General features: G+C 58.2%; 14 protein-coding genes. 1 reads left to right on the top strand and 13 read right to left on the bottom strand.

Features of this window, described 5'->3' with window-relative positions; all coding sequences use genetic code 11:
- Positions 1-181: 181 nt before the first annotated feature.
- A complete protein-coding gene (locus ACZOF8_RS03570; protein ID WP_022487227.1) occupies positions 182-943 on the bottom strand; it encodes a ComEA family DNA-binding protein in 762 nt (253 codons plus the stop codon).
- Between the two features lie 51 nt (positions 944-994).
- Here ACZOF8_RS03570 and ACZOF8_RS03565 point away from each other — a divergent pair, with 51 nt between their 5' ends.
- Positions 995-2329 carry an MATE family efflux transporter gene (locus ACZOF8_RS03565; protein WP_022487226.1) on the top strand — a complete coding sequence of 445 codons (1335 nt, stop codon included), beginning with the start codon at positions 995-997 and terminating at the stop codon, positions 2327-2329.
- 413 nt (positions 2330-2742) lie between these two features.
- On the opposite strand, the gene ACZOF8_RS03560 is transcribed toward ACZOF8_RS03565, so the two are convergent.
- The 12 genes from ACZOF8_RS03560 to ACZOF8_RS03505 all read right to left on the bottom strand — a co-directional run bounded on the left by ACZOF8_RS03560 (position 2743) and on the right by ACZOF8_RS03505 (position 14975).
- Positions 2743-3198, bottom strand: coding sequence for a cupin domain-containing protein (locus ACZOF8_RS03560; RefSeq protein WP_154487454.1), 456 nt, complete (start codon positions 3196-3198; stop codon positions 2743-2745).
- Between the two features lie 459 nt (positions 3199-3657).
- Complete coding sequence (locus tag ACZOF8_RS03555) at positions 3658-5031, bottom strand: aminopeptidase (RefSeq protein WP_288311309.1); 1374 nt, start codon at positions 5029-5031, stop codon at positions 3658-3660.
- A gap of 57 nt (positions 5032-5088) precedes the next feature.
- Complete coding sequence (locus ACZOF8_RS03550; protein WP_154487376.1) at positions 5089-6198, bottom strand: glycoside hydrolase family 3 protein; 1110 nt, start codon at positions 6196-6198, stop codon at positions 5089-5091.
- Positions 6199-6298: 100 nt separating this feature from the next.
- The gene (locus tag ACZOF8_RS03545) at positions 6299-7087 is read right to left on the bottom strand and encodes an enoyl-CoA hydratase-related protein (protein WP_022487220.1); all 789 of its coding nucleotides are present in this window, start codon (positions 7085-7087) and stop codon (positions 6299-6301) included.
- Positions 7088-7108: 21 nt separating this feature from the next.
- Positions 7109-7966 (bottom strand): 3-hydroxybutyryl-CoA dehydrogenase, encoded by an 858-nt coding sequence (locus ACZOF8_RS03540; protein ID WP_022487219.1) that lies wholly within the window; start codon positions 7964-7966, stop codon positions 7109-7111.
- Positions 7967-8100: 134 nt separating this feature from the next.
- Positions 8101-9252, bottom strand: coding sequence for an acyl-CoA dehydrogenase (locus tag ACZOF8_RS03535; RefSeq protein WP_022487218.1), 1152 nt, complete (start codon positions 9250-9252; stop codon positions 8101-8103).
- 78 nt (positions 9253-9330) lie between these two features.
- On the bottom strand, positions 9331-10512 hold the full coding sequence (locus ACZOF8_RS03530; RefSeq protein ID WP_022487217.1) for an acetyl-CoA C-acetyltransferase: 1182 nt from the start codon (positions 10510-10512) through the stop codon (positions 9331-9333).
- Positions 10513-10707: 195 nt separating this feature from the next.
- Positions 10708-11109, bottom strand: a complete 402-nt coding sequence (locus tag ACZOF8_RS03525; RefSeq protein WP_022487216.1) for a zinc ribbon domain-containing protein — start codon at positions 11107-11109, stop codon at positions 10708-10710.
- A 9-nt stretch (positions 11110-11118) separates the two neighbouring features.
- Positions 11119-12645 carry a hypothetical protein gene (locus tag ACZOF8_RS03520; protein WP_022487215.1) on the bottom strand — a complete coding sequence of 509 codons (1527 nt, stop codon included), beginning with the start codon at positions 12643-12645 and terminating at the stop codon, positions 11119-11121.
- A gap of 57 nt (positions 12646-12702) precedes the next feature.
- Positions 12703-13332: an endonuclease III gene (gene nth / locus ACZOF8_RS03515; protein WP_022487214.1), complete on the bottom strand. Its 630-nt coding sequence runs from the start codon at positions 13330-13332 to the stop codon at positions 12703-12705.
- Positions 13332-14693 (bottom strand): PFL family protein, encoded by a 1362-nt coding sequence (locus tag ACZOF8_RS03510; RefSeq protein ID WP_022487213.1) that lies wholly within the window; start codon positions 14691-14693, stop codon positions 13332-13334. The genes nth and ACZOF8_RS03510 overlap by 1 nt, the downstream gene beginning before the upstream one ends.
- A 12-nt stretch (positions 14694-14705) precedes the next feature.
- Positions 14706-14975, bottom strand: a complete 270-nt coding sequence (locus ACZOF8_RS03505) for an ACT domain-containing protein (protein ID WP_022487212.1) — start codon at positions 14973-14975, stop codon at positions 14706-14708.
- Between the last annotated feature and the right edge of the window lie 558 nt (positions 14976-15533).

The raw sequence follows: 15533 nt of genomic DNA, 5'->3' as shown, positions 1-15533 counted from the left end.
CATACAGCCCATGCACACCCCTATCCAGACTTCCCCAGGGAGTTCTTTTTTGCGGATAAATACAATGAAAACTCCCAAAAAGGCCAGTCCTGTAACCCACACCAAAACGGGAAGCCATTTGTCCAGACCTACCCGGACTCCGGCAACGTAGGCCATGCTGCCTGCCAGTACCGGATCCATCTTACACCTCCACCAGGGCCCGCAGCCGCTGGAATTTGGATGGCCCAATGCCGGAAACATTCTGAAGATCTTCCGGGCTGCGGAAAGGCTGCTGCCGCCGATATTCCACAATCCTTCTGGCCAGCGCCGGCCCTATCCCCGGCAGTCCGGTCAGTTCTTCCACACCTGCCTGGTTCAAGTTCACTCTGCCTGCAGCAGCCGGTGGCGGAAGCCCTGAATCGGCTTCTGCTGCAGGATTGACAGTCCCTGTACCTGGGGTTTCACCCCCAGTTGGGTCAACGGTTCTGGTCTGTACCGGTTTCCTGGCACTTTTTTTCAGGAGCGGGACGTTCACATGACTTCCATCTTTGCACTTTTTGGCCAGATTTACTCTCGTCAGGTCAGCTTCTTCCGTAGCTCCGCCTGCCTCAGCCAACGCTTCCTGATACCGGATGCCAGGTTTTACCTGATACAGTCCCGGTTCCCTAACCGCCCCGCTGATGTAGATGGTAATGGTTTTTGGTTTATCAGCAGGAACTGTAACGCTTGGCCTTTCAGACGGTATTTCCGCTGCTTCCGGAACCGTTTCCCGGGTGGCCCAAAAGCTGCCGCCCACACAAAGGGCCACCAGCACCACCACCACCGCCCATTTCTTTTTCTCCCATGGATCCATCATTTGCTTCTCCTCCTCAAAAAGATTCTGTAGGGACCCTTCTCCGCGAAAAGGAAAATTCCTTCCTGAGTGGAAAAATCGGGTGGTGAATGGACATTTCTCGTCTTGCATTCCTCCCCCATCTTCGTTACACTGGTACCATAAACAATCGAGGTGACAATTTTGGAACGGGATTATCTGGTTACGGACCGGCCCATGAAGGCCCTTTTTGTTTTTTCCCTCCCCATGATTCTGGGGAACTTCTTCCAACAGCTGTACAACACCGTGGATTCCGCCATTGTGGGGCGGTATGTGGGCGAACAAGCCCTGGCGGCAGTGGGGGCATCCTATGCCCTGACCACCGTGTTCATCAGCATCGCCATCGGCGGGGGCCTGGGAGCCTCAGTGCTGGTGAGCCGTTTTTTCGGAGCCCATGCCTATGACCGGATGAAAGAATCCATTTATACGGCATTTGTGGCCTTTCTGGTGCTCAGCACCGTGCTGGGGGCTTTCGGGTATGTTTCCAGCCGGCAGATCATGGCCTGGCTGAAGACCCCGGCAGAATCCCTTGCCATGGCGGATGTGTACCTGCAGATCTATTTTCTGGGGCTGCCCTTCCTCTTTATGTACAATATCATCTCCGCCACCTTCAACGCCCTGGGGAAATCCCGGTACCCCCTGGTGTTCCTGATCTTTTCCTCCCTGCTCAACGTGGGCCTGGACATCTACATGGTCCGGAACCTGGGCTGGGGGGTGGCGGGGGCTGCCTGGGCCACCCTGATTTCCCAGGGGATCTCGGCGGTGCTGTCCTATGGCGTGTTCCTCCGGCTGATCCGGCCCCTGGGACAGGCCCCCCGGTATTTCAGCCTGGACCTGTTCCGGAAAATGGGCTCCATTGCCCTCCCCTCCATCCTCCAGCAGTCCATCGTATCCATCGGCATGATGCTGGTCCAGAGCGTGGTGAACAGTTTCGGGGCGGCGGCCCTGGCGGGATTCTCCGCGGCCATGCGGATCCAGTACTGCTGCACCGTGCCCATGAGCGCCATCGGCAACGCCATGAGTCCCTACACCGGCCAGAACCTGGGAGCAGGACGGAAAGAACGGGTGATCGAAGGGTACCACAGCGCCAACAAGCTGGTGGTCCTCTATGCCCTGGTGATCCTGGTGGTGCTGGAAGGGTGGAACGAACCCATTATCCGGTTCTTCCTGGGGGACAAAGCCTCCCCCACCGCCCTGGCCACCGGCACCTCCTTTTTGCAGTTCGTTGGGTTCTTCATCAGCCTCATCGGGTTCAAAATGGCAGTGGACGGAGTGCTCCGGGGAGCCGGGGACATGAAGCTGTTCACCCTGGCCAACCTGACCAACCTGGCCCTTCGGGTGGTGATTTCCGTAACCCTGGCCCCCCTGTTCGGCATCCAGATGGTATGGATGGCAGAACCGGCAGGCTGGGCCGCCAACTGGGCCATTTCCTATTACGAGTACCGGACGGGAAAGTGGGAAGGGAAGGTGAAGGTGTGAAAAAAGCCGCCCCTGAGGGTGGCTTTTTTGTCAACGGTCAGCGGCCGGTGGAAGCCGGATGCCTGGCATCCGGCTTTGAACGTTTTTGCCCTCTGGGCGGCCGGGACGGGCGTGCCTGCGGCAAGCCCCTACGCCGTTGGGGTCAGCGGATCACCACGGAAAATCCGGGAAACGGGATTGTCGGGGAATCCGTTTCCGGGACCGTTGTTATCCACTCCGATCCCAGCCAGGCGACCCTTCGATGAAAACCGTTGTTCCCCCATCCTCCGACCCTGACGCCGTAGGGGCGCGCCGCAGGCACGCCCATCCCGGCCGCCGGTTTTCTCCATTCAAAAAGGACCTGGACAAAAATCCAGGTCCTTTCCTTTGGCCATTGACCCTTGGCCCGCGACCAGCCTGCCTCCGGCAGGTCTTTATTTCTTCGGTGCGGCTTCGGGATGGTTCTTTAAATAGGTGTCGTTCTGGGCGATTACGTCCAGGAACACCAGGGGTTCTTTCTTTTCGTTCCGCAGGCCGTGGGACTGACCGGGACGGGCGATGGTCACATCCCCTGCCTTCACCACCGTTTCCTTGCCGGTGCCGTCGGTGAAGATCCCTTCGCCGGATACGATGATATAGGCGTCTTCATTGAAACCGTGTTTGTGGCAGCCGATGGAGGAACCTTTTTTCAGGGTCAGGTAGCAGATTTCCTTGATGGCAGAATCCGGGGCGGCCTTGTCCCGGGCAAAGGCGAATTTCCCGTAGGCAGTGCCCTTCCCTTTGGCTACATCCTGTTTGTCAAAGGTGAACAGATCGCCTTTGTGGTACACCTGTTCATCGGGTTTGAAAGGAGAATCCGGGGATCCGGCGGCAAACACCGTACCGCCCATAAGGGTGGCACCCAGAGTCAGCAGCAAAGCCAGTTTTTTCAGTTTCATGAAAACCCCTCCTCATAAAATTCAAAATAATTGCATATTTATTGTAGCACTTTGTCCGGTCAGCGGCAATGGGTAACGGTAAAGGGGCAGCGGCCGGTGGAAGCCGGATGCCCGGCATCCGGCTTTGAACGTTTTTGCCCTCTGGGCGGCCGGGACGGGCTCGCCTGCGGCAAGCCCCTACAGCGTTTGGGGTCAGGGGATCATCACGGCGATCCGGGGATCCCAGCCAGGTGACCCTTCGATGAAAACCGTTGTTCCCCCACCCTCCGACCCTGACGCCGTAGGGGCGGGCCCCAGGCACGCCCATCCCGGCCGCCGGTTTTCTCCATGCAAAAAGGACCTGGACAAAAATCCAGGTCCTTTCCTTCGTCTGCTGACCGCTGACGGTGCTGCTGCCAGAGCAGCCGCACCTCACTTGCTCTCAAAAAACGCCTTGTACGCCCGGTAGGTTTCGTAGGCATCGGCCTTGCTCAACAAATCGTAGGGGGAATGCATGCTGAGCATGGCGGTGCCGCAGTCCACCACTTCGCAGCCCCAGTCCGCCAGCATGTAGGCGATGGTGCCGCCCCCGCCCTGGTCCACTTTCCCCAGTTCCCCAATCTGCCAGGCCACCCCGGCGTCGTTGAAAATGGTCCGGATTTTCTGGATGAACTCGCTGTTGGCGTCGTTGCTGCCGCCCTTGCCCCGGGCCCCTGTGTATTTGGTAAGGGCCACCCCGTAGCCCAACAGGGCCGAGTTGTCCTTTTCCGTCACTTCCGGGAACATGGGATCCAGGCAACTGTTCACGTCCCCGGAGAGCATTTCGCTGTTTTCCATGGTTTCGTAGAAGTCCAGCAGGGTGCCCCGGTTCTGCAGGGCCAGCAGCTTCATGACAAACTTGGCGAAATAGGAGGACTGCATGCCGGTGTTCCCGTAGGACCCGATTTCTTCCTTGTCCGCAAACAGGGCCGCCTGGGTCTTTTCCCCGGCCCGGGCGTCCAGGATGGCTTCCAGGTTGGCGTAGGAGCACACCCGGTCGTCCTGGCCGTACCCGGCGATGAGGGACCGGTCAAAGCCCACATCCCGGCTTTTCAGGGCGGGCACCAGTTCCAGTTCCGCTGTGGTGAAGTCCTCTTCCTCCACCCCGTAGGTTTCCTTCAACAGGTCCATCAGGGCGTCCTTCACTTTTTTATCCTTGTCCGTATGAGTGCCGATCACCGCCTGGAGCTGTTCCCCGGTGACCCCTTCCGCCAGGGTCTTCTTCATCTGGTCCTGGGCCATGTGGATCAAAAGGTCCGTAATGTAGAACACCGGATCCTTTTCGTCCATGCCGATGTTCACTTCGATTTTCTTCCCTTCTTTGGTGTGGATCACCCCCACCAGGGCCAGAGGGATACAGGGCCACTGATACTTTTTGATGCCCCCGTAGTAATGGGTCCGGAAGTACACCACCCCATCCTGTTCGTGGACCGGGTTCCCTTTCAGGTCCAGCCGGGGAGAATCGATGTGGGAGCCTACGATCTTCAGCCCCTCATGGACCGGTTCCTTCCCGATCACCGCCAGGATGCAGGCCTTGCCCTTCTGGTTCCAGTACACCTTGTCCCCGGGTTTCAGGGTTTCCGCTTCATACAGGGGCTTGAACCCGGCGGCTTCCGCCTGTGCCAGGATCTCCTTTACAGCCAGCCGTTCGGACCGGGCCTTGTCCAGGAAGGCTTTGTACCGTTCCCCGTAGGCCAGAGTCTCTTTCCGTTCTTTTTCATCCATCCGCGCCCAGGCGGATTCTTTTCTGCTGTAGGGTTCCTTCATATTGAAAAACCTCCATTCATTCACTGTACTGTGCCCAGTATACCATATTTTCCCCGGTTACAGGCTTTCCTTTGTTTTCAGGATCCGGTACAAAGACCGGTCCACCTGGTCCTTTGGCAGCTTTCCTTCCCGGATGGCCGCAGCAATGGCCTTATGGACCTTCCGGATGGATTCCGGGTCGTGGCACACCATCACCTGGTCCGCCCCGGCCCCCAAGGCACGCACCGCCGCTTCTTCCAGGGGCCAGGACCCTGCTATGGCCCCCATGGTCAAATCATCGGTCATAATGATCCCGTCGAAATGGAGCCGGTTCCGGAGCAGATCCCCCATGACCTTCTGGGACAGGGAGGCGGGCCAGTCCGGATCCAGGGCCGGATAGTCCACATGGGTCACCATCATGGCGAACCGGGGTTCCGGGAACTTTTCCAGGGCCTCCCGGAAAGGCAGCAGGTCTTCCCGCTCCAGGGTTTCCCGGCTGGCGGAGACGGTGACCCGGCCTTTGTGGGTGTCTTCCTGTCCTTTCCCCAATCCGGGGAAGTGCTTCACACAGGCCATGAGATGGACCTGTTGGTATCCGGCCAGGGCCCTTTCCACAAATTTGGCGGCGGTGGCAGGATGCTTGCTGTAGCTGCGGCCGGCCCCGCTGCCCACGTCCGCCACCGGGGCCAGGTTCAGGTTGATCCCCAGCTGCTTCAGCTGACGGCCGGTTTCCGCTGCCCATTTCTGTGCCATATCCGGGTTCCCGGTAGCCCCGATGGCAGCCTGGGAAGGAGGTGCCGGCAGGGTATCCTTCATCCGGGCCACCTGTCCCCCCTCTTCGTCCAGGCCGATGAACAGGGGTATATCCCCGGACAGGTCCTGGAGCCGGCCGGTCAGGGCCTTTACCTGGGCCGGATTTTCCATGTTCCGGTCAAACAGGATCACCCCACCGTAGGGATGGTCCTTCATTTCCTGCTGGAAGGCTTCCGAAGGGGTCCGGCCCTCCAGACCCACCAGCATCAATTGCCCGGCCTTTTCTTCCGGAGTCATGGCGGCGATTTTTTCGGTGATGGGGTCCGGCTTCGCCAGTTGGCCGCTCCCCGGCCCTTCAGGAAGACGGGGCCGCCGCATCATCCCCCCAAAAGCCACCAGGAAAATACAGAGTATACAAAACCAGAGTTTTTTCATTTTCTTCCCTCACAACAAAAAGAACCCGTCTGCAAAGGCGGGTTCTTTCCTTCGGCCGCTGACTGTGGACAGCTGACCGTTGACAGGCTGCGCAGCAGCCTTATTTGTTCATAAACACCGGTTTCCGTTTTTCCAGGAACGCCTTCATGCCTTCCTTCTGGTCCAAGGTGGCGAAGCAGGTCCCGAAGACCTGGGCTTCGTAGCTGAGACCGGAATCCAGGTCCATGGAAAGGCCCCGGTTGATGGCATCCTTGGCACTGGCAATGGCAATGGGAGCCTTTTTCATGATCTTCCGGCACACTTCTTCGCAGGTGGGGATCAACTGATCCGGTTCCACCACCCGGTTCACCAGGCCGATCCGATGGGCTTCTTCCGCATCCACCATAGCCCCGGTGTAGATCATTTCCTTGGCATAGCCTTTGCCGATGAGCCGGGCCAGGCGCTGGGAACCCCCGAACCCGGGGATGATCCCGTAGTTCACTTCCGGCTGGCCGAACTTGGCGGTAGTGGAAGCGAAACGGAAATCGCAGGCCAGGGCCAGTTCGCAGCCCCCGCCCAGGGCATAGCCGTTGACGGCGGCCACAGCCACCACCGGCAGTTTTTCAATGGCATCGAACACATCATGGCCCAGGTTGGAGAAATCTCTCCCTTCCACGGCAGTCATGGTGCTCATGGCCTTCAGGTCAGCCCCGGCCACAAAGGCCTTTTCTCCGGCGCCCCGGATGATGACAGCCTTCACCGCCGGATCCGTGGCCAGTTTCCCGAAGCAGTCCTTCATTTCCACCAGGGTGGGGGTATCCAGGGCGTTCAGGTATTTGGGACGGTTCACGGTAACCGTGGTCACCCCGTCGTCCGCAATTTCCACCAGCAGATTTTTGTAGTCATACATGGTTTGACACCACCATTCAGCTTATTTGTTGTAGTCGTAGAAGCCCTTGCCGGTCTTCCGGCCCAGATAGCCGGCTTCCACCATCTTTCTCAGGAGAGGAGCCGGACGGTATTTGGGATCCCCAAAGCCCTTGTACAGCACTTCCATAATGGCCAGGACCGTATCGTTGCCGATCAGGTCGGACAGAGCCAGAGGCCCCATGGGATGGTTGAAGCCCAGTTTGGCCACAGCATCGATATCTTCAGCGCTGGCAACCCCTTCGCTGAGGGTGAAGATGGCTTCGTTGATCATGGGGATCATGATCCGGTTGCCCACGAACCCGGGAGCATCGTTGACCTTTACAGGGGTCTTGTCCAGGGCTTTGGCCAGTTCGTACACCTTCTGGAAGGTTTCTTCAGAGGTGCCCAGGCCCTTGGTCACTTCCACCAGCTTCATCACAGGAGCCGGGTTGAAGAAGTGCATGCCGATGAATTTGTCCGGACGGGAAGTGCCGGCAGCCAGCATGGTAATGGAAACGGAAGAGGTGTTGCTGGCGATGATGGCGTCTTTGGGCATCTTTTCGTCCAGTTCCTTGAAGATGCTTTGTTTGATCTTGATGTTTTCCGTAGCGGCTTCGATGGCCAGATGCACATCGCAGGCTTCGGGAGTCAGATCCACAACCCCGTGGATCCGGGCCATGGTGGCTTTTTTGTCATCTTCGGTGATCCGGCCTTTGGCCACGCTGTGGTCCAGGCTCTTTTCGATCTTGGCAATGCCCCGGTCAACGAATTCCTGTTTGATGTCCCGGAGGGTCACTTCCACACCATGTGCAGCCATGACCTGTGCAATGCCGCTGCCCATCTGGCCAGCGCCGATAACCATAACTTTCTGCAGTTCCATAACAAAAAATCTCCTTTACGTTGGTATAGTGAGAAATCCTGCATCCACAGAAGGACTTCTCGGAAATTCCTTCTGTGCAAAGGAAGGGCTGGCAAAAAACCAGCCCTCCTCATGGTCCTTCTTTTCAGAAGGGATTATTTTTTCTTGTCTTTCAGCAGGGCACGGGAGGTTACGATCCGCATAACCTGGTTGGTGCCTTCGTAGATCTGGGTAATCTTGGCGTTCCGCATGTACCGTTCTGCAGGGTAGTCCACGGTGTAGCCGTAGCCGCCGAAGATCTGTACAGCGTCGGTGGTCACTTCCATGGCCACGTCGGAGGCGAAGCACTTGGCCATGGCGGCAGCTTCGGAATAAGGTTTGCCTTCGTTCTTCAGCATGGCGGCATGGTATACCAGATACCGGGCAGCTTCGATCTTGGTGGCCATGTCAGCCATCATGAACTGGAGAGCCTGGAATTTGGAAATGGGCCGACCGAACTGTTCCCGTTCCTTGGAATATTTCACGGCAGCAGCCAGGGCGCCTTCAGCAATACCCAGGGCCTGAGCAGCTACGCCGATACGGCCGCCGTCCAGGGTTTCCATGGCGATCTTGAAGCCTTCCCCTTCTTTGCCCAGCAGGTTTTCTTTGGGGACTTCGCAGTCTTCAAAGATCAGTTCTGCAGTGATGGAGGTGTGGCCGCCCATTTTGTCTTCGATCTTGCCGAAGCGGAAGCCGGGCATGCCCTTTTCCAGGATGAAGGCGGAAATGCCGTGTACACCCTGGCTCTTGTCGGTCATGGCGAATACCACATAGGTATCAGCTTCTTTGCCGTTGGTGATGAAGATCTTGGAGCCGTTCAGGATGTATTTGTCGCCTTTCAGCACAGCCGTGGTCTGCTGAGCGGAAGCATCGGTCCCGGCGGAAGGTTCGGTCAGGCCGAAAGCCCCTACATGGGTGCCTTCTGCAATGGGAGCCAGGTATTTTTGTTTCTGTTCTTCGGTACCGAACATGTAGATCGGGGTAGCGCACAGGGAAACGTTGGCACTCAGGGTGATGCCGGTGCCGTCATCCACCTTGGACAGTTCTTCCACAGCCAGGATGTAGCTCAGTACGTCCAGGCCCATGCCGCCGTATTCTTCCGGGAAGCAGATGCCGCAGAAACCGGCTTCGCCCATCTTGTCGATAAGCTTCCGATCCCAGATATGGTTCTTGTCTCTTTCTTCAACGGTAGGAGCCAGGAATTTTTGAGCAAATTCCGCAGCCATGTCCTTAATCATCTGTTGGTCTTCAGTCAGGTTGAAATCCATAGTATTTGTACCTCTTTCCTTTTGAATGATAGATGATGAAAGGGAACCCTGCTCAGGAAGCAGCGCTCCCTGAACTTCTTAGAGCATTTCCACAACCGTGGCAGTGCCCATGCCGCCGCCGATGCACAGGGTGGCCAGGCCCAGTTTCTTGTTTCTGTGTTTCAGGGCATACAGCAGGGTGACCAGGATACGGGCACCGGATGCACCGATGGGGTGACCCAGGGCGATGGCGCCGCCGTTTACGTTGGTCTTGTCCCAATCCAGCTGGAGTTCACGGCCTACTTCCACCGTCTGGGCTGCGAAAGCTTCGTTGGCTTCCACCAGATCCATGTCTTTCACTTCCAGACCGGCTTTGGCCAGGGCCTTCCGGCTGGCAGGAATGGGCCCGATGCCCATGATGGCAGGATCCACACCGGCAGAAGCGTAGGAAACGATCTTGGCCATGGGCTTCAGACCCAGTTCCTTGGCTTTGTCAGCGGTCATCAGTACCAGAGCGGCAGCCCCGTCGTTCAGGCCGGAAGCGTTGCCGGCGGTAACAGTGCCGCCCTTCTTGAAGGCCGGGCGCAGTTTGGCCAGGACTTCCATGGTGGTTCCTTCTCTGGGGAATTCATCGGTATCGAAGACTTTTTCGCCTTTTTTGGTTTTAATGGTCACAGGGACGATTTCTTCCTTGAAAGCGCCGCTCTTGATGGCTTCGATGGCTCTTGCCTGGCTGCGGGCGGCCACTTCATCCTGGTCTTCCCGGGTAACGCCGAATTTTTCAGCCACGTTTTCAGAGGTGATGCCCATGTGGTAGTCGTTGAACGCATCCCACAGGCCGTCCCGGATCATCACGTCGATCATTTTCTGGTCGCCCATTTTCAGGCCCCAGCGGGATTTCCCGGGAATGGTAAAGGGAGCGTTGGACATGCTTTCCATACCGCCGGCCACTACAATGTCGTTGTCCCCGGCCAGGATGGACTGGGCACCCAGTTCCACGCATTTCAGACCGGAACCGCAGACCTTGTTCACGGTGAAGGCAGGGACTTCCACCGGCATGCCGGCGAAGATGGCGGCCTGACGGGCAGGGTTCTGGCCCAGGCCGGCCTGGAGCACGTTCCCCATAATCACTTCATCCACCATTTCCGGTTTCACGCCGGCTCTCTGCAGGGCTTCCTTGATAACAATGGCGCCCATCTGAGGAGCGGACAGCGGGGTCAGGCTTCCGCCGAACTTACCGATAGCCGTTCTTACAGCACTTACAATGACAACTTCACGCATTTTCAAACCATCCCTTCTAGTTTTGAAATTGAAGCAAACAGTGTCAATCAGCCCGGCAGGACCATGAGGTAAGGGTTCCAGGACCCTGCCGGACTGGTTGGATCAGGAAAAATGCATTCAGGGTTTACTTATGGACTTGATTATACACTAATTATAGCGCAAAGGGAAGCCCCCGGTTTTCTGAAAATTGGCTTTTTACCATCGGATGAAAAAATTTCGAAAAAATGTCCATACCAGCAAAGCCCCCAGTCCCACCAGCAGGAAGCCCACCAGGGTGGGCAGAAGCAGCACCACGGCCAGGATCACCGCCGCTGCCGCCAGTACCAGCCGGCCGTTCAGCTTCACCAGTTCCCAGAGGGACCGCCATTTTTCCTTTTTGGCGGCTTTTTCCTGCTGCCGCCGGATATCCTCCTGGTCGTACACCTTCCAGTCCCCCCGGGGTTCTTCTTCGGTGCCCGTTTCAATGGTCATCCCGTCGAAGGCATCCCGTTCTTCCGCACTCATCACCTGGGCTTCCACATCCTCGTTGGGGGTGCCGCAGCCTGGACAGGCTTCCAGGTCATCAGGATATTCCAATCCGCAGTGTTTACAGATCATGGTCTACTCCTACGCATATCTTGAAAACATCATCAGGAACCCCATCTCGTTGAGATACCGGGGATCCGAAGGCTCCAGCTGCAGCCGGTCCCGGATTTCCGTATAGGCACGGGTCAGATCCCGGTGGGGCACTCCCCCGATTTCCGCCAGGAAAGGCAGTTTCCGGGCCGCCCGCTTCTCGTTGATCTCCAGGAAATTCTCCACCAGGGCCGCCGCCCACACCTGGGGCTCGTACTGGTACAGGGCAGGATACCCTTCCCGGAAATCCTCCCACATGTGCCGGACCAGCCTTACGTCGTTCTGGCCCCGGTCTCCCACCAGGAGGATCTCCTGGGCCAGGCACTCCACCATGTCCATGTCTTCCGCCAGAGGGCCGGGGATATAGCCCTGCTGCCTGGTTTCATAGGGGAACCGGCAGGCTGCCGGGTTCCGGGCCATTTTCAGCAGCAGGCTCCGGCACACCAGTCCGTGGCGGGCCATGAACTGGGGCCAGTCCGCCCCCGGGCACTGGACATCGTACCACCGGAGACATTCCTCCAGGAGTTCCCGGAGCCGTTTCCGGGCCAGGGGACGCAGGGTGCGGCTCTGGAGGCAATTCATGCCCATGCTCCGGTTGTAGAACACATGGCCCAGGATCACCCGGTCCCCCACCGGATCATCCCCGGTGAGATGGAAATTCAGGTTGTACATATCCCCGGTAAGGAAATCCCGGCACAGGAACCGGCTGTTGTCCATCATGTCCTCCACGGTGAACAGGGCCAAAAAGCCGGTGCTCAGTTCGTTGACCATCTGGGGATGGTCCGTGTCTCCCCACTGGCGGAACATTTCCAGGGGAGTCAGGTCGTTGCCTGTCAGGTGGTAATCCATCAGGAAATAATCCCAGAACCCCTGCCAGAAGTCCTCGCCCGGGTCGTTTTCCAGGTCCAGCATGCCCAGGGCCTGTTCATACAGGGTCAGGGCCCGCTGGAAATCCCCGTCGAATTCCTCCTTCTGGTAGAACCGGCGGAGCTCTTCCATGATCCCCCGGACCGCTTCCCAGGCGTTCAGGAACACCTGGCCTTCCGGAGGCGGGGCGCTTCTGGCCTCCCGGTCCTCTTCTCCCGGCAGGTAGTCCCCGTACTGGTCGATGATCCCCAGGGTGCCGTCGTCCCGGAGCAGCAGCTGGGCCGCCAGACGGGGGGCCAGGGCGCTGGCGATCCGTCCCTCCTGTTTCAGGAACAGGTAGAAGGACCCCAGGGTATCCAGAAAGTCCCGGACGGATTCACAGGACACCTGGAAATCCACCACGTTCCGGCCGCACCAGGCCACCAGATCCACAATGTCATCTTCTGTCATTTCATACAGATTGATTTCTCCGTTCTCTGCGTAGATGCACAGCATCAGCAGCTGGTTCCACTGATGCTGCATGGCGGCATCGGTGCTGCCCTGCCAGGCCAGATGGCGGAAATAGGCTTCCGCATCGGTCCGGGCCAGCACCTGGTCCCAGCCAGGGTCGTTGTTGTAAAAGGCTGCTATTGCGTCGTAGACATTTGCCATTGCTTCTCACCTTACTCCATCAAGATTTCCGTCGCTTTTCCGTCCGCGTTCCCCCGGTCAGAGGACACGGGAAGGACACAGGTCCACTACAGGGCACTGGGTGCACTGGGGCTTCCGGGCTTTGCACACCTTCCGGCCGTGCCAAATGAACCAGTGGTGGGCTTCCCCCCATTGGGCCCGGGGGATCAGTTCCATCAGGTCCTGTTCCACTGCCAGGGGTTCCTTGCCCTCTGACAGTCCCAGCCGGTGGGCCACCCGGAACACATGGGTATCCACGGCGATGGCCGGCTGGCCGAAAGCCACGCTGAGCATCACGTCGGCGGTCTTCCGGCCCACACCCGGCAGGCTCAGGAGACTTTTCATATCCTGGGGCACTTCCGAATGGAAGTCTTCCACCAGCTTCCGGCACAGACCCAGGATATTCCGGGCCTTGGACCGGAACAGGCCGCAGTCCCGGATCCTGTCTTCCAGCTGTTCCTGGGTCAGGGCCCCCAGTTTTTCCGGGGTGTCCAGTTCCGGGAACAGCCGGGCGGTGACCTTGTTCACCCGTTCATCGGTGCACTGGGCGGAGAGTACCACCGCCACCAGCAGTTCAAAGGGGGTCCGGTAATGGAGGGCCGTGCCCTGGCCCCGGTAGGTCTCCTCCAGTTTCTGGAGGATGGCCCGGACCCGTTCTTTCTTTCTCATCAGTTGGTCAGGCTCCGTACCGGTGCCGGGATCCGGCCGCCCCGATGGATAAACACATCAGGCTTGAAGGAATTCACGGCAATGATGGGAGCATAGCCCAGGAGACCGCCGAATTCCACCTTGTCCCCTACCTTCTTGCCGGGCACAGGGATCAGCCGGACGGCGGTGGTCTTGTTGTTGATCATGCCCACAGCTGCTTCGTCGGCAATGACGGCGGAGATGGTTTCCGCGGTGGTGTCACCGGGGACGGCGATCATATCCAGGCCCACGGAGCACACGCAGGTCATGGCTTCCAGTTTTTCGATGGTGAGAGACCCTTTTTCCACTGCCGCGATCATGCCCGCATCTTCAGACACAGGGATGAAGGCGCCGCTGAGGCCGCCCACGTAGCTGGAGGCCATCAGGCCGCCTTTTTTCACCGCGTCGTTGAGCATGGCCAGGGCCGCCGTAGTGCCCGGGCAGCCGCAGGATTCCAGGCCGATCTCTTCCAGGATGTGGGCTACGGAATCCCCTACCGCCGGGGTGGGGGCCAGGGACAGGTCGATGATCCCGAACTGGGTGTTCAGCCGTTTGGCCGCTTCCTGGGCCACCAGCTGGCCCACCCGAGTGATCTTGAAGGCAGTCTTCTTGATGGTTTCCGCCACCACCCCGATGTCTTCTCCCCGGACCGCTTCCAGGGCGTGCTTCACTACCCCGGGGCCGGATACCCCTACGTTAATGACGGTTTCCGGTTCGGTGACCCCGTGGAAGGCCCCGGCCATAAAGGGGTTGTCCTGGACCGGGTTGCAGAAGATCACCAGTTTGGCGCAGCCCAGGGCATCCTGGTCCGCGGTGAGACGGGCAGTTTCCTTCACCACCTGACCCATTTCCCGGACCGCGTCCATGTTGATGCCGGCCTTGGTGGAGCCGATGGCCACGGAAGAGCACACGATGTCCGTGGTGGACAGGGCTTCCGGGATGGATTTGATCAGAGTCCGGTCCCCGTGGGTATAGCCTTTTTCCACCAGGGCGCTGAAGCCGCCGATGAAGTTGACCCCTACGGCTTTGGCCGCGTCATCCAGGGCCTTGGCCAGAGGCACGTAGCTGTCGGTTTGGCAGGCTTCCCCCACCAGGGAAATGGGAGTGACGGAGATCCGCTTGTGGATAATGGGCACCCCCAGTTCCCCTTCCAGCTGTTCCCCCACCTTCACCAAGTCTTTAGCCTTGGTGGTGATCTTGTCATAGATCTTTTGGGCGCAGACCTTCACATCCGGATCCGCGCAGTCCCGGAGGCTGATCCCCATGGTGATGGTCCGCACGTCCAGGTTGTTCTGGGTGATCATCCGGGTGGTTTCCAGTACGTCTTTGATTTCGTAGAACATGGATGGGCCTCCTTAGATCCGGTGCATGGCCGTAAAGATCTGTTCGCTCTGGACCCGGATTTCCAGACCCAGTTCTTTGCCCAGGGCGGTGGCCTTTTCCTTCAGGTCTTCCACAGAAACCTGCGCGTTGTCCAGGTCACCGATCAGAACCATATTGAAGAATCCGTCATCAATGTTCTGGTTGATGTTCAGGATGTTCACATTGTTGTCAGCCAGCAGGGTGCTTGCCTTGGCGATGATCCCCACTTTGTCCACACCGACGATAGTCATAACAATACGCATAAATAACAACCTTCCTCTCTTAGAGACTCCGGAATTGCTTGATCAGCTGGAGTTTACAATTTATTATACGATAAATTTTCACCGGCTTCAATGTTACTGAAGGAATCCACAAGGATTTCACGATTTTCCGCGGAGGGTGGAGTAAAGAGGGGAAGAGGGGGGACGGTCGGCTTCCGTCCCACGGCAAAGGAGACCATTTGCCGGAGGCAAATGGTCTTGAACAGAAACGCAGCTGGCGCTGCTAACCCACCACCATTGCGCAGGCGCAACGGTCCCCCGCCCTTGTAAAGGGCGGATATACGCTCGGGCTGACGCCCCTTGCTTTATTTAATAAGAAAGTACAAGGGCATATGCCCGCGTGCTTTCTATCCGCCCTTTTCAAGGGCGGGGGACCAGCCGCAAGGCTGGTGGTGGGTTAGCAGCGCCAGCTGCGTTTCCATTCCATTCCACTTACCCACCTACCCACTCCCCATTCCGTACCATATGAAACAAACATTCCCACCTATAATGAGAAAATTATTCGACGAAATCCCCCGGCTGTGATATGATAGGGATACA

The organism is Acidaminococcus sp. (genome assembly GCF_057597765.1).
This window is presented reverse-complemented; position numbering and strand designations above follow the sequence as displayed.

Coding starts and splice junctions, on each gene's coding strand:
- ACZOF8_RS03570 (WP_022487227.1), bottom strand. CDS start 943: ATGCAAGACGAGAAATGTCCATTCACCACCCGATTTTTCCACTCAGGA.
- ACZOF8_RS03560 (WP_154487454.1), bottom strand. CDS start 3,198: ATGGGCGGTACGGTGTTTGCCGCCGGATCCCCGGATTCTCCTTTCAAA.
- ACZOF8_RS03555 (WP_288311309.1), bottom strand. CDS start 5,031: ATGAAGGAACCCTACAGCAGAAAAGAATCCGCCTGGGCGCGGATGGAT.
- ACZOF8_RS03550 (WP_154487376.1), bottom strand. CDS start 6,198: ATGAAAAAACTCTGGTTTTGTATACTCTGTATTTTCCTGGTGGCTTTT.
- ACZOF8_RS03545 (WP_022487220.1), bottom strand. CDS start 7,087: ATGTATGACTACAAAAATCTGCTGGTGGAAATTGCGGACGACGGGGTG.
- ACZOF8_RS03540 (WP_022487219.1), bottom strand. CDS start 7,966: ATGGAACTGCAGAAAGTTATGGTTATCGGCGCTGGCCAGATGGGCAGC.
- ACZOF8_RS03535 (WP_022487218.1), bottom strand. CDS start 9,252: ATGGATTTCAACCTGACTGAAGACCAACAGATGATTAAGGACATGGCT.
- ACZOF8_RS03530 (WP_022487217.1), bottom strand. CDS start 10,512: ATGCGTGAAGTTGTCATTGTAAGTGCTGTAAGAACGGCTATCGGTAAG.
- ACZOF8_RS03525 (WP_022487216.1), bottom strand. CDS start 11,109: ATGATCTGTAAACACTGCGGATTGGAATATCCTGATGACCTGGAAGCC.
- ACZOF8_RS03520 (WP_022487215.1), bottom strand. CDS start 12,645: ATGGCAAATGTCTACGACGCAATAGCAGCCTTTTACAACAACGACCCT.
- nth (WP_022487214.1), bottom strand. CDS start 13,332: ATGAGAAAGAAAGAACGGGTCCGGGCCATCCTCCAGAAACTGGAGGAG.
- ACZOF8_RS03510 (WP_022487213.1), bottom strand. CDS start 14,693: ATGTTCTACGAAATCAAAGACGTACTGGAAACCACCCGGATGATCACC.
- ACZOF8_RS03505 (WP_022487212.1), bottom strand. CDS start 14,975: ATGCGTATTGTTATGACTATCGTCGGTGTGGACAAAGTGGGGATCATC.